The sequence below is a fragment of the Streptomyces sp. TN58 genome (assembly GCF_001941845.1).
Classification (GTDB): Bacteria; Actinomycetota; Actinomycetes; order Streptomycetales; family Streptomycetaceae; genus Streptomyces.
On record NZ_CP018870.1, the window covers coordinates 1,023,677 to 1,036,698 of the forward strand.

The window sequence follows — 13,022 nt, forward strand, 5'->3', positions numbered from 1 at the left end:
GTCTTCCGCCGTCTCCTCCGCCGTGTCTCTCCTGAGGCGTCCGCACCCCCTGGACCTGCTGGCCGGCGGGCTGCTCGCGCTCGGTGTGCTCTGCGTCGCCACCGGTCTGCTGCCGCGTGCGCCCGCCGGGGACGTCATGGAACGCGTCGGTCCGCTGGTGGTGTTCCTGGCCACCGTCATCGTGCTGGCCGAACTGGCCGGCAGGGCGGAGGTGTTCGACGTGGTCGCCACCTGGGTGGCGCGTGTGGGGCGCGGCCACTACGCCCTGCTCTTCTGCCTCTGCGTCGTGTTCGCCTCCGTCACCACCATCACCCTGAACCTGGACACGACGGCGGTCCTGCTGACCCCGGTGATGCTGGCGCTGGCGGCCCGGGTGGGGATCGCGCCGTTGCCGCTGGCGATGACCACGGTGTGGCTGGCCAACACGGCGAGCCTGCTGCTGCCCGTGTCGAACCTGACGAACCTGCTCGCCGCGGACCGGGTGGCGCTGGCACCGTCGCAGATGGCCGCCACCCTGTGGGCTCCACAGCTGGCCGCCATAGCGGTGACGATGGGCTGCCTGTGGGGCTTTTACTGGCGCCCGGGCCGGCGCGGTGCGGTCAGCTACGTGCCTCCGGAGCCGCCGCGGCCCAGGGACCGGGTCCTGTTCCGGGTGGCCGCCCTGGCGTGCGGCGGCTTCCTGGTGGCGCTGCTCCTGGCCGACGTACCGCTGTGGTCGGCGTCGACGGCGGCCGCGCTCGTCGTGCTGGCGGCCTTCGCGGTCCGCGACCGCGGCGCGCTGCGGCTGTCGCTGATCCCGTGGCGGCTGCTCGTCCTGGTCCCGGGGATGTTCCTGGTCGTGGAGACCGTGAACGCGCACGGGCTGCACGACCTCCTGGCCGCGGCGATGGGCTCGGACGACGACTTCGCCGGCATGCTGCGGTCGGCCGCGGTCGGTGCGGGCTTCTCCAACGTGCTCAACAACCTGCCGGCGTACCTGGCGGGCGAGGCTGCCGTCCCCGAGGCCAACCACCACCAGCTGCTGGCACTGCTCGTCGGCGTCAACGTCGGCCCGGTCGTCACACCGTGGGCCTCGCTGGCCACCCTGCTGTGGTTCGAGCGGTGCCGCTGGCACGGCACCCGCATCGAGCTGCGCCGCTTCCTCGGTACGGGGCTGGTCCTCTCGGTCGCCGGCACCCTGTCGGCGACGCTGGCGCTGGCCGCCGCGTCCTGAGCCGGTCGCCGGCGGCCGCGCCGGCGGGGATGACCGTCGCGACGGGCACCGCGGAGCCAGGCGCCCGCCGCCCGCCGCCCGCCCCAGGCCGTCTCAGACCTTGCGGACGACGCTCGACTTGAGCTGCATCTGCCCGAAGCCCTCGATCCGGCAGTCGATGTCGTGGCCGTCCACGCCGTCGACGAGGCGGATGTTGCGGACCTTGGTGCCGGCCTTGATCCCGGTCGGGCTGCCCTTGACCTTCAGGCCCTTCACGACGGTCACGGTGTCCCCGTCGGCCAGCACGTTCCCGACCGCGTCCTTGATCACCCGCTCCTCGGACGCCTCGTCCGGCCCGGCGGCGAGCGGCCACTCGTGCCCGCACTCGGGACAGATCAGCAGGGAGCCCATCTCGTAGGCGTAGGTTCCCGCGCACTCGGGACAGGCGGGCAAGGAGTTCTCAGTCACCCCGCCAGTATATTTCAGCCCCCATCGCCCCAGGTCGCCCCGCCGGTCCGGGCTCGCTCGACGGGCCCGCCCGGCCGGGGAGAAGGCGGGGAGCGGGCACGGCGGGCAGGGCCCGCGTCCGGCGTTCCCCTGCCCGCCACCGGGAGGATCCACACGCCGGAAGTAGGCCGGAAGTCCCCGCGGCTGCCGGAACTGCCGTCGTGGAACAGCGCGTTGCGCTCACGCCGCCGCCGCTTCTGGCCGATGATCCTTCTGGGCGCGTCGCGTTCACGCCTCCGGGCGTCCGCGACGCCCCCGCCCTTTGCCGCCGACTGACCACCGACCAGAGGAACACCGTGCCGCTGTCCCTGAACCGACGCCTCGCCCTGTCCGCCGCCCTGCTCGCCGTGACGGCCGCCGTCGCCCCCGCGACCACCGCCCGGGCGGCCGGGACCGCCCCCGATCTCGAAGCGCTGGCCCAGGCGCTGCGCAACACGACGGCCGCCGGTGCGCCCGGCGCCATGGCCCGCTTCAGCGGACCCGACGGCGTCCGGACGCGATCCGTCGGCGTACGCGACAGGAGCACGGGCGCGGCCATGGACCCGCAGGCCCGCTTCCGGATCGGCAGCGTCAGCAAGACCTTCTCCTCCGTGGTCCTGCTCCAGCTGGTCGGCGAGAAGAAGATCGACCTGGACGCCCCGGTCAACCGCCACCTGCCCGGACTGCTGCCCGACGACCGGATCACCGTGCGCCACCTGCTGACCCACCGCAGCGGACTGGCCGACTACACCGACGCCATGTTCGAGCACACCGTCCCCGGCTTCGAGGCCGTGCGCAACCGGGTGTTCAGCTACCAGGAGCTGCTGGACCTCTCGCTGCGCGAGCCCAGGACCACCGAGCCCGGGGTGGCCTACAAGTACTCGAACACCAACTTCACCGTCGTCGGCATGCTGATCGAGAAGACCACGGGCAACCGGGTCGGCCAGGAGTACGAGCGGCGCATCTTCAAGCCGCTCGGCCTGCGCAACACCTCGTACGTGCACCCCGACACCAAGATCAAGGGGCTCCACGCGCGCGGCTACCTGCACCCGGACGAGGCGGGCGCGCCGCTGGTCGACTCCACCGAGCAGACGGTGTCGTGGGCGCAGTCCGCCGGTGCGGTGATCTCCAGCCCGGCCGATCTGAACACCTTCACGTCGGCGCTGCTCCGCGGCCGGCTGCTGTCGCCGAAGCTGTTGGACGCCATGGTCACCGCGACCCCGACGGACACCACGAACACCCGGTTCTACGGACTGGGCCTGCGCCGCTACGACCTCTCCTGCGGCACGTCGGTCTACGGGCACACGGGCACGGTGCAGGGCTTCTACACCTACGCCTTCTCCACGCGCGACGGCCGCCGCAGCCTCTCCGCGATGGCGAACACCTCGAACAGGGGCGAGGCCAACACGGCGCTCGGCGGCACCCTGGAAGCCGCGTTCTGCGGAAAGCGGACCGAGAAGAAGGGCGCGCGCGGCTTCGGCATCGCCCCGGCCGAGATGGACCTGCCCGAGCACAACGCGCGCTGACCTCCGCCCGGCGGGCCCGGCCGGCACGCTCCCGCGGCCCGGCTCCTCAGTCGGTGCCCACCGCGTCGTCGCACGCGGGGCAGACCCGGTCCGCGTACCGCGCTTCGTACCACGTCGCGCCGGGCTGTCCCGCGGGCTGCCCGGCCGGCGGCGGGCCGCCGGCGGCCCGCATCGCGAAGGTGTCCCTGCCGCAGAAGGTCCGCGGGCCGGGGGCACCGGGCATCCCGGGCGCCGCCGGCGCCGCGTGCACGCGTACGACGACCGCCTCCCCGCCGCCCGCCACCGGCCCGCCGGGGTGCGCCGCCACCGGGTCCTCGACCTCGTACACCACCGCCATCGCACTCATGGCTCGACGGTAGGCGGTGCCCGGGCCTCCCGCCGGCCGGCCACGCCGGACCGGCACGGCCGGCCGTTACTGACGAATCATCAGGTCATCCGTCCCGGACTCTTGACTCCGTCGGCGGCAGTGGCGATTCTCGGACCACCGTTTGCGGGTTCATGACAAGTTGGCGGTCGTGCGGCCGCCTCGTCCCCGAACGGGTCCGGTTCCTCCACCGCGCCATCCGCTGACCGAAGACGTGAGTGATGACCATTTCCCGACACACGCACCCCAGGCGCAGCCCCATCGCGGTCCTGTCATTGCTCCTCGCCGTGGTGGCTATGGTGCTCGGCCCCGTGCCCAGCTCCGCCGCCGACCCCGGCTGGTGGAATCCGGTGGCGCGGCCCGCACCCGACTCCGACATCAACATCACCGGCGAACCCTTCAAGGGCACGGACTCCCAGGGCCGGGTGCGCGGTTTCGTCGACGCGCACGACCACCTGATGTCCAACGAGGGCTTCGGGGGCCGCCTCATCTGCGGCAAGCCCTTCTCCGACCTGGGCGTGGCCGACGCGCTCAAGGACTGCCCCGAGCACTACCCCGACGGCACCCTGGCGATCTTCGACTTCATCACCAAGGGCGGCGACGGCAAGCACGACCCGAACGGCTGGCCGACCTTCAAGGACTGGCCCGCCCACGACTCGCTGACCCACCAGCAGAACTACTACGCCTGGGTCGAACGCGCCTGGCGCGGCGGCCAGCGCGTACTCGTCAACGACCTCGTCACCAACGGCGTGATCTGCTCGGTCTACTTCTTCAAGGACCGCAGCTGCGACGAGATGACCGCCATCCGGCTGGAGGCGCAGAAGACGTACGACATGCAGGCCTACATCGACAAGATGTACGGCGGCCCCGGAAAGGGCTGGTTCCGCATCGTCACCGACTCCGCCCAGGCCCGCGAGGTCGTCAAGCAGGGCAAGCTGGCCGTCGTCCTGGGCGTCGAGACCTCCGAGCCCTTCGGTTGCAAGCAGATCCTCGACATCGCGCAGTGCAGCAAGGAGGACGTCGACCGCGGCCTCGACGAGCTGCACCGGCTGGGCGTGCGCAGCATGTTCCTCTGCCACAAGTTCGACAACGCCCTGTGCGGCGTCCGCTTCGACCAGGGCGCGCTCGGCACCGCCATCAACGTGGGCCAGTTCCTGTCGACCGGCACCTTCTGGAAGACGGAGAAGTGCACCGGCCCGCAGCACGACAACCCCATCGGGCTCGCTGCCGCTCCGCAGGCGCAGAAGCAGCTCCCGGCGGGCGTGTCCGTGCCCTCGTACGCGGCGGACGCGCAGTGCAACACCCGCGGCCTGACCCCGCTCGGCGAGTACGCGCTGCGCGGGATGATGAAACGCAAGATGATGCTGGAGATCGACCACATGAGCGTCAAGGCCGCCGGCCGGGCCTTCGACATCCTGGAGTCCGAGTCCTACCCGGGCGTCATCTCCTCGCACGGCTGGATGGACGACAGCTGGACCGAGCGGCTCTACAAGCTCGGCGGGTTCGTCGCCCAGTACATGAACGGGGCCGAGAGCTTCAGCGCGGAGGCCAAGGCCAAGAACGCCCTGCGCGACAAGTACGGCGTCGGCTACGGCTACGGCACCGACATGAACGGCGTCGGCGGCTGGCCCGGCCCCCGCGGGGCCGACACCCCCAACCCGGTGCGCTACCCGTTCCGCAGCGTCGACGGCGGCTCCGTCATCGACAGGCAGACCACCGGACAGCGCACCTGGGACCTCAACACCGACGGCGCCGCGCACTACGGCCTGGTCCCGGACTGGATCGAGGACCTCCGCAACGTCGGCGGCCAGGACGTGGTCGACGACCTCTTCCGCGGAGCGGAGTCCTACCTCACCACCTGGGGCTCGTCCGAGAAGCACAAGGCCGGCGTGAACCTCGCCGCGGGCGCGTCCACGGCGGCCAGCTCCGCCGAGTGGAACCCCTTCACCAGCTACGCCCCGTCCCGGGCCGTCGACGGGAACACGGGCACCCGCTGGGCGAGCGACTGGAGCGACGACCAGTGGATCCAGATCGACCTCGGCGCGGCCAACCTGGTCAAGCGCGTCACGCTCGACTGGGAGCGGGCGCACGGGCAGGCCTACCGGGTCGAGCTGTCGAACGACGGCAGCACCTGGCAGTCCGCGTGGTCGACCACCACCGGTGACGGCGGTCTGGACACGGCGCTGTTCACCGGTACCACGGCCCGCTACGTGCGCGTCCACGGCGTGCAGCGCGGCACGAAATGGGGCTACTCGCTCTACGAGGTCGGCGTCTACAGCAGCTGACGCCCCGCGGCCCCCGGGGCCGGGGCCGGCCGGATCCGCGCCGATCCGGCCGGCCCCGGCCGCCGTTTTGCACCCCCGGCACCCCCGGTACCCGGAACACCGCCCCCGCAGCACCGCGCACGGCACCGAGCGCAACGAAGGGACCGAACGCCCATGGCACGGATGCCGTCGGCCGAGCGACGCCGCCAGCTGACCGAGGCGGCGATCCGTGTGATGGCCCGCGACGGCGTCGCCAGGGCGACGACGCGCTCGATCTGCGCGGAGGCCGGCGTGTCCCTGAGCGTCTTCCACTACTGCTTCGACTCCAAGCAGGTGCTGCTGGAATCGGTGATCGTGGCGATCACCGAGCACGGCATCACCGTGGCGAGGGAGGCCATCCGGCCCAGGGCCACCCTCCGGGAGACCATCCGGGCCGGCTTCCAGGCGTACTGGGACCATGTCGCCGCCAACCCGGGCGAGCACATGCTCACCTACGAGCTCACGCAGTACGCCCTGCGCCGGCCCGGGTTCGAGCACCTGGCGCGACGCCAGTACGAGCTGTACTGCGACACCTACACCGAGCTCATCGAGCAGCTGCGCCGGCGCATGCCCTTCGAACTGCGGGTGCCGGTACCCGTACTGGCCCGCTACCTGGCCGCCATGACGGACGGCCTGACCCTCAACCACCTCGTGCTCGGCGACGCCGAGGTCGTCGAAGCCGTCCTCGACATGGTCACCGACCATGTGGCGGGCCTCACCGTCACCCCGGCCCCCGCCTGAGCGGCGGCGCCTTCCGTGCCCGGGCGGGACGGGGTGGGTGGGGCGGTCAGTAGCGGTCCAGAAGGGTGGTCAGGACCTTGTAGAGGGCCGATTCGGGGTCCGCCACGCTGTCCGGTGAGCGCCAGGCCACGAAGCCGTCCGGGCGGACGAGTACCGCGCCGGACGCCGTGGTGCCGTGCGCCTCGGCCCAGTCGCCGCCGTCCTCCGGGATCAGGTCGGCCTCCGGGCCGGTGCCGATCGCGTAGGCGTCCAGGCGTACGTTCATCCGCTTGGCGACCGACCCCGCCGCGCCGCTCCACGGTGTGCCCTCGGAGCTGAGCAGGACGAAGGACCGCTCGTAGAGGTCGACGGTCGACCTCCGCTCCCCCCGCGCCGGGTCGCGCAGCCACAGGTGCGGGGCGCGCGTGCCCGGGTCCCCGCACAGGCGCATCCGCTCGGGCACGACCGGCAGGTCCGGGTCGGCTCCCACCACCGCGCCCTGGCCGTAGCGGTAGCCCATGGCCACCGTGAGGACGCCGTTCTGCCGGCCGCCGCCGCGCGCCGGCGCTCCGGCGGCGGGCTCGGCGACGGTCTCCGGGTCCGGCTCGTACCCCGGGTGGCTGTGCTCCGCCGAACGGGCCGAGGCCCGTTCGCTCGTCGCCCGTGCCACCGGGAGCCGCTCGGACTCGTAGGTCTCCAGCAGCCCCGGGCCGGCGGCGCCGTCGAGTACCGCGGCGATCTTCCAGGCGAGGTTGTGCGCGTCCTGGATGCCGGTGTTCGAGCCGAACGCCCCGGTGGGCGACATCTCGTGGGCGGAGTCGCCGGCCAGGAAGACTCGGCCGGCCGCGTACCGCTGGGCGACGCGCTCGGCGGCGTGCCACGGCGCCTTCCCGGTGATCTCGACGTCCAGTCCGGGTGCGCCGACGGCCCGGCGGATGTGTTCCACGCAGCGCTCGTCGGTGAAGTCCTCCAGCGTCTCGCCCCGGTCGGGGTGCCACGGCGCGTGGAAGACCCACCGCTCCCGGTTGTCGACGGGCAGCAGGGCCCCGTCCGCGTCCGGCTTGGTGAGGTAGCACACGATGAAGCGCCGGTCGCCGATCACGTCCGCGAGCATCCGGGACCGGAAGGTGATGCTCACGTTGTGGAAGAGGTCGCCGGGACCGCTCTGGCCGATCCGGAGCTGTTCGCGCACGGGGCTGCGCGGGCCGTCGGCGGCGACCAGGTAGTCGGCGCGCACCGTGCTGTGCTCGCCGCTCTCGCGGTTCTTGACGATCGCGGTGACCCCGCTCTCGTCCTGTTCGAAGGAGAGCAGTTCGGTGGAGAACCGCAGGTCCGCCCCGAGTGTGGGGGTGACCGACATCAGCACCGGCTCGATGTCGTTCTGGCTGCACAGGCACCAGGTCGAAGGGCTGAAACGGGCCAGCGCGCCGCCCGGGTCGATCTGTTCGAACAGCCACTCCTGGTCGTCGCCGGTCAGGGATCCGCCCTGCAGGATGCCGTGGTTGTCCGCCAGGACCGAGGCGGCCTCACGGATCCGGTCCTCGACGTGGGCGACGCGGAACAGTTCCATGGTGCGGACGTTGATACCGCGTCCACGCGGGTGCAGCGAGGTTCCCGCATGCTTCTCGACCAGCATGTGCGTGATGCCATGACGGCCGAGGAACAGCGAGGTGCACAGGCCCACCAGCGAGCCGCCCACGATGAGGACCGGGACGCGGTGGTCGACGTTTTCCTTCATGGATCTTCCATGCCCTCTGCGGCGGGTGTTCCCTCGCTCGTTCACCCGCTTGGTTCTCTCCTCTCGCGCCGACGGCGCTACCGGACCACGATCGGTTCGGGTGGCGCCGCCCCGTGGCGACCGTGTGGTCTCGAAGGAGTGTGAACGATGACAACCTTGTCGGAACGGATATCCCAGTCCGCCTTCGACGACTCAAGGCTTCGGGTCGTGCTGCTGCTGGATCTGTACGACGGTGCGCAGAACCAGTTCCTGGAGGTCTACGAGGACCTCCACAAGCAGGTGTCCTCCGTCCCCGGGCACATCCGGGACGAACTGTGCCAGTCGATCGAGAATCCGTCCCAGTGGCTGATCACCAGCGAATGGGAGAGCGCACCGCGGTTCTTGGCCTGGGTCAACAGCGAGGAGCACGTCGCCTCTGTCCAGCCGCTCCACGGCTGCGTACGGGACACGCGCTCGCTGCGGTTCAGCGTGCTGCGGGAGACGGGCAGGGACCACGGTCCCGGCGCCGCCGCCTTCTCCGCCGGCCCGTCCGCCGAGACCCCCTTCGCCGCCGCTGCCGCGTCCGCGGCGGCCGGCGGACCGGACCGTGCGAGGGGCCGCCTGCAGGTCGCCCCGCGGCGCGGTGACGGCGTGGTCCGCCACGCCCTGACCTTCACGGTCAAGCCGGGCAGCGAGTCCGTCGTGGCGGACCTGCTGAGCGGGTACGCCTCGCCGCAGGCACAGGTGGACGAACACACCCGGCTGCGCCGCACCTCCCTCTTCATGCACGGCAACCGCGTCGTACGGGCCTTGGAGGTCGAGGGCGACCTGCTCGCGGCGCTGCGCCATGTGGCTCAGCAGCCCGAGGTCAGGAAGCTGGAGGAGGCCATCAACCCGTACCTGGAGCAGCACCGCGATCTCAGCGATCCCGGTTCCGCCCGGACGTTCTTCACCCGTGCGGCGCTGCCCGCCGTGCACCACGTGGCGGCGGGCGGGAGCGACGGCGCGGAACTCGGGCGGCACGCGCTGTTCTATCCCGCCAAGAAGGGGTGCGGTACGGAACTGGCCCGGCTGCTGGCCGCACAGGACGAGGCGGCCGTGGACGACGCGACGAGTCCGATCGAGGCGAGCACCGTCTTCCAGCGCGACGACGTCGTCGTCCGCCTCCTCGACCTGCGCGGCCCGCACGACGCCCGGCCGGCCCTGACGCTCGGCGTCGAGGGCGGCCACAAGGCGGCGGTGCTCGCCCGGCTGCTCGACAGCGCCAAGGACGGCGTGCCCACCACCCACCAGGAGATCTCGCGCTTCCTGGAGCGCTCCGAGATGCGCCTGATCACCGACCGGCGCTCGCCGGCCCGAGCTTGAGGAGAAGCCCGCCATGACCGACCGACTGACCGTGGAAGAGCTGGCCGCGCTGATGAAGAAGGGTGCGGGCATCGCCGTCGACCCCGCCGTCATGGCGGACCGGCCCGATGCGAAGTTCGACGAGTGGGGGCTGGACTCCCTGGGCCTGCTCGGTATCGTCGGCGAGCTGGAGAACCGGCACGGCCGGTCCCTGCCCGCCGGTGCGGACCAGTGCAAGTCGCCGCGCGAGTTCCTCGACCTCGTCAACAACGCCCTGACGGCCGGAACCTGACGCGACCGGGCGGACGGGCGCAGCCGCCCGGCACGTACGACGACGCCCCGGCGCCGGCCGACCGCCGGTACCGGGGCGTCGTGGCGCGTGCCGGGAAGGCCAGGATCACCCGGGCACGGTGCACTCGAAGGCGTGCAGGTAGGCGTTGACGGGGCGGACGTCGCCGAGCAGGAGTCCGGCGTCCGCCAGACGGGTGCGCAGGCTCTCCTCGGTGTGCTTGGCCCCGCCGACGTTGAGCAGCAGCATCAGGTCCATGGCCGTGGTGAACCGCATCGAGGGGGTGTCGTCGACGAGGTTCTCGATGACGACGACCCTGGCTCCGGGGCGGGCCGCGGCGACGACGTTGCGCAGGGTCCTGCGGGTGCTCTCGTCGTCCCATTCGAGGATGTTCTTGATGATGTAGAGGTCGGCGTCGACCGGGACGGCCTCGCGGCAGTCGCCGGGGACGATGGCGGTCCGGTCGGCGAGGGTGCCGCCGTCGCGCAGCCTGGGATCGGCCTTCGCGGCCACGCCGGGCAGGTCGAGCAGGTGCCCGCGTACCGTCGGGTGCTTCTCCAGCAGGCAGGCCAGGACGTGTCCCTGCCCGCCGCCGATGTCGGCGACGACGGAGACGCCGGTGAGGTCGAGCAGGTCCGCGACGTCCAGCGCCGACTGCATGCTGGAGGTGGTCATGGCGCGGTTGAAGACGTGCGCCGACTCGTGCGCGTCCTGGTGCAGGTATTCGAAGAACCCCTTGCCGAAGAGGTCGTGGAAGATGCTGCCGCCGGTGCTGACGGCGTCGTCGAGCCGCGGCCACGCCTGCCAGGTCCAGGGTTCGGTGCACCACAGGGAGATGTAGCGCAGGCTGTGCGGGTCGTCCTCGCGCAGCAGCCGCGACATGTCCGTGTGGACGAAGCCGCCGTCCTCGGTCTCGGCGAAGATCCCGTAGCAGGACAGGGCGCGGAGCAGCCGTCGCAGGGGCTCCGGTTCCGCGTGCACCGCGGCGGCGAGCTCGGCGGCGGTGGCGGGTGACTCGCCGAGGGCGTCGGCCACCTTGAGCCGGGCGGCGGCGCGTACGGCGGCGGCGACGGCCGCGCCGAAGGCCAGCTCGCGCAGCCGCATGGCCGGTGGGGGCGTGTGCGGGGGGCCCGCGTTCGGAGCGGGGACGGGCGAGGGCGCGGGGGTGGAGGCAGCGGTGGAACTCACCGTGGTCATAGGGGCTCGATTCTCCTGATGAGGGGGAAGCGGTTCAGCACAGGCCGGCCGGCACGGAGGTGTCGCACTCGTTGTCGAGGAACCGGTTGCCCGATCCGGCCCCCTGGTTGGCCAGGTCGTAGGGCAGGTTGTCCAGCACCACGTTGTCCTCGACGACGTTGTCGGTGTTCGTCGCGCCCACGAAGCTCTTGAACAGCAGGACGCCGCCCGACAGGGGGGAGGATCCGACGTTGCCCCGGATGGAGTTCGACCGTACGACCGTCTCTTCGGCGCCGGTGAGGACGACGCCGACGCCCTGGATGTCGGGGAGGCGGCTGTTGCCCTTGCAGAACTTGTTGTTCTCGTGGATGCGGTTGCCCCGGATGGTCAGGTCCCCGGCGCCGGGTTCGCCCTCGTCGCCGACGACGAAGACGCCGCCGCAGTTGCCGGTGAGGTGGTTGCCGCTGACGGTGAGGTTGCGGACGCGCCGGACCGTGACGCCGATCCGGTTGCCGGTCAGCCTGTTGCCGCGGATCACGGCGCCGTGGGTGTCGGTGGCGCCGCCCTCGCGCGCGACGGTGTTGGCGATGAAGATGCCCGACTCGGCGTTGTCGCGGGCGATGTTGTCGCGGAAGAAGCCGCGGGTGGACCGCTCCTGGGCGATGCCCCAGGTGCTGTTGTTCTCGGAGATCACGCGCTCGACGCTCAGGCGGTCGGTGTACGAGGCCCAGATGCCGTTCCGCTTGAAGCCGGAGACCGTCAGAGCCCGGATCTCGACACCGGTGACGGGCTGCTCCTCCGTACCCATGACGCAGATTCCGGTGTCGGCCTGCGAGCAGGCGAGGGCGGCCCGTCCGGACGCCTCCGGGGCGGGCAGGGTCTTCGCGGCCGGCGGCCTGATCACCGTCCGCTCTCCCCATCCGCGCAGCGTCAGCCTCTTCGTGATCAGCACGTTCTCGTAGTAGGTGCCCGGCATCACGGTGATGATGTCGCCCGGCCGCGCGGAGTCCACCGCGTCCTGGATCGAATCGCCCGGGCGTACCCGGTGTCCGGCCGCGGACGCGGGTGGCGAGAAGACGCCGAACCCGGCGGCCATGACGACGGCGATGCACGTGAGGGACTTGAGTTGTCGATTCGTCACAATGCAGAAGTTATGGGCGATTGCGACAAATCGCCACACTGGGTGAGCGGATCGACGCATGCCGTGGGCAAACGGCCGCATTTTGACGCCCGGAGAGTGGATCGTCGTACCGCAGCCGGCTCCCCCGGCCCACAACCCCCGCGCCGTTGCCCCCTGGCCGACAACGGGGCAGGCCACGAGGGGTTTCCCGGTCCGACACGGGACGGGCAACGGGCAACCCGTCGACCCCGGAGCCCGGCCGGCGCCAGGCTGGAGCCGTCAGCACGAAGCACGAACCGCAAGGGGAAACCATGCGCAAGCTGTTCCGCGGCGCCGCCGCTCTCGCCACGTCCGTCGTCGCGGTGATCGCCCTCAGCGCCTCGGTGGAGGCCAAGCCGGTCGACGCCTGGGCGGGATGCCCGGACGGGGCGGTGTGCATCTACCCTCAGAACCAGAACCCGGCCGTCAAGCCGACGCACGTCTTCTACCGGTACGGGGCGCACAACCTCACCAACCAGTTCGGACACCACTGGGTGCTCAACAACCAGTACGGCGGTGCGACCGCAAACCTGTGCACCGGCTCGGGCGGCGCGGGCTGTGGCAGCCCCATCGCCGCCAAGACCGGTGTGTACGCCGACCTCACCCCGATCAACTCGATCCGCCTCAACCCCTGACGCCAGGGCGAGACCGGCGTCCCGGAGCCGCCGTGCGGCGGCTCCGGGACGTTCCTGTTCTCGTCATACCGGCTGGAAGCTCCCCATTTCCGGCCGTCCCGCGCGGTAGCC

At 71.6% G+C, this 13,022-nt stretch carries 12 protein-coding genes; 7 read left to right on the forward strand and 5 right to left on the reverse strand.

Annotation, left to right across the window (positions count from 1 at the left end; translation table 11 throughout):
• Positions 1-49 precede the first annotated feature (49 nt).
• Entirely contained in the window at positions 50-1,213 is a 1,164-nt protein-coding gene (locus tag BSL84_RS04665; protein WP_075971977.1) for an SLC13 family permease, read from the forward strand.
• A 93-nt stretch (positions 1,214-1,306) separates the two neighbouring features.
• Here BSL84_RS04665 and BSL84_RS04670 read toward each other — a convergent pair whose 3' ends face one another.
• Complete coding sequence (locus BSL84_RS04670) at positions 1,307-1,660, reverse strand: zinc ribbon domain-containing protein YjdM (RefSeq protein WP_045320948.1); 354 nt, start codon at positions 1,658-1,660, stop codon at positions 1,307-1,309.
• A gap of 335 nt (positions 1,661-1,995) precedes the next feature.
• Here BSL84_RS04670 and BSL84_RS04675 point away from each other — a divergent pair, with 335 nt between their 5' ends.
• Positions 1,996-3,204 carry a serine hydrolase domain-containing protein gene (locus tag BSL84_RS04675; protein ID WP_075969876.1) on the forward strand — a complete coding sequence of 403 codons (1,209 nt, stop codon included), beginning with the start codon at positions 1,996-1,998 and terminating at the stop codon, positions 3,202-3,204.
• 46 nt (positions 3,205-3,250) lie between these two features.
• On the opposite strand, the gene BSL84_RS04680 is transcribed toward BSL84_RS04675, so the two are convergent.
• Positions 3,251-3,550, reverse strand: a complete 300-nt coding sequence (locus BSL84_RS04680) for a hypothetical protein (protein ID WP_045320950.1) — start codon at positions 3,548-3,550, stop codon at positions 3,251-3,253.
• Positions 3,551-3,789: 239 nt separating this feature from the next.
• On the opposite strand from BSL84_RS04680, the gene BSL84_RS04685 reads away from it, so the two are divergent.
• Positions 3,790-5,853 carry a discoidin domain-containing protein gene (locus BSL84_RS04685; RefSeq protein WP_030031087.1) on the forward strand — a complete coding sequence of 688 codons (2,064 nt, stop codon included), beginning with the start codon at positions 3,790-3,792 and terminating at the stop codon, positions 5,851-5,853.
• 153 nt (positions 5,854-6,006) lie between these two features.
• Positions 6,007-6,612, forward strand: coding sequence for a TetR/AcrR family transcriptional regulator (locus BSL84_RS04690; RefSeq protein WP_030031086.1), 606 nt, complete (start codon positions 6,007-6,009; stop codon positions 6,610-6,612).
• 46 nt (positions 6,613-6,658) lie between these two features.
• On the opposite strand, the gene BSL84_RS04695 is transcribed toward BSL84_RS04690, so the two are convergent.
• On the reverse strand, positions 6,659-8,329 hold the full coding sequence (locus BSL84_RS04695) for an FAD-dependent oxidoreductase (RefSeq protein ID WP_075969877.1): 1,671 nt from the start codon (positions 8,327-8,329) through the stop codon (positions 6,659-6,661).
• 147 nt (positions 8,330-8,476) lie between these two features.
• Between BSL84_RS04695 and BSL84_RS04700 the strand changes: the two genes are divergently transcribed.
• Together BSL84_RS04700 and BSL84_RS04705 are read left to right on the forward strand one after the other, a co-directional pair.
• Complete coding sequence (locus tag BSL84_RS04700) at positions 8,477-9,673, forward strand: SchA/CurD-like domain-containing protein (protein ID WP_030037371.1); 1,197 nt, start codon at positions 8,477-8,479, stop codon at positions 9,671-9,673.
• Between the two features lie 13 nt (positions 9,674-9,686).
• Entirely contained in the window at positions 9,687-9,944 is a 258-nt protein-coding gene (locus BSL84_RS04705; RefSeq protein ID WP_030037370.1) for an acyl carrier protein, read from the forward strand.
• A gap of 105 nt (positions 9,945-10,049) precedes the next feature.
• Here BSL84_RS04705 and BSL84_RS04710 read toward each other — a convergent pair whose 3' ends face one another.
• Both BSL84_RS04710 and BSL84_RS04715 read right to left on the reverse strand, forming a co-directional pair.
• Positions 10,050-11,138, reverse strand: coding sequence for a methyltransferase (locus BSL84_RS04710; protein WP_075969878.1), 1,089 nt, complete (start codon positions 11,136-11,138; stop codon positions 10,050-10,052).
• Between the two features lie 34 nt (positions 11,139-11,172).
• Positions 11,173-12,258, reverse strand: a complete 1,086-nt coding sequence (locus tag BSL84_RS04715) for a right-handed parallel beta-helix repeat-containing protein (RefSeq protein ID WP_420711109.1) — start codon at positions 12,256-12,258, stop codon at positions 11,173-11,175.
• A 290-nt stretch (positions 12,259-12,548) separates the two neighbouring features.
• Here BSL84_RS04715 and BSL84_RS04720 point away from each other — a divergent pair, with 290 nt between their 5' ends.
• Entirely contained in the window at positions 12,549-12,911 is a 363-nt protein-coding gene (locus BSL84_RS04720) for a hypothetical protein (protein WP_030031007.1), read from the forward strand.
• The last annotated feature ends 111 nt before the right edge of the window (positions 12,912-13,022 follow it).

Coding starts and splice junctions, on each gene's coding strand:
- BSL84_RS04680 (WP_045320950.1), bottom strand. CDS start 3,550: ATGAGTGCGATGGCGGTGGTGTACGAGGTCGAGGACCCGGTGGCGGCG.
- BSL84_RS04685 (WP_030031087.1), top strand. CDS start 3,790: ATGACCATTTCCCGACACACGCACCCCAGGCGCAGCCCCATCGCGGTC.
- BSL84_RS04690 (WP_030031086.1), top strand. CDS start 6,007: ATGGCACGGATGCCGTCGGCCGAGCGACGCCGCCAGCTGACCGAGGCG.
- BSL84_RS04695 (WP_075969877.1), bottom strand. CDS start 8,329: ATGAAGGAAAACGTCGACCACCGCGTCCCGGTCCTCATCGTGGGCGGC.
- BSL84_RS04700 (WP_030037371.1), top strand. CDS start 8,477: ATGACAACCTTGTCGGAACGGATATCCCAGTCCGCCTTCGACGACTCA.
- BSL84_RS04705 (WP_030037370.1), top strand. CDS start 9,687: ATGACCGACCGACTGACCGTGGAAGAGCTGGCCGCGCTGATGAAGAAG.
- BSL84_RS04710 (WP_075969878.1), bottom strand. CDS start 11,138: ATGACCACGGTGAGTTCCACCGCTGCCTCCACCCCCGCGCCCTCGCCC.
- BSL84_RS04720 (WP_030031007.1), top strand. CDS start 12,549: ATGCGCAAGCTGTTCCGCGGCGCCGCCGCTCTCGCCACGTCCGTCGTC.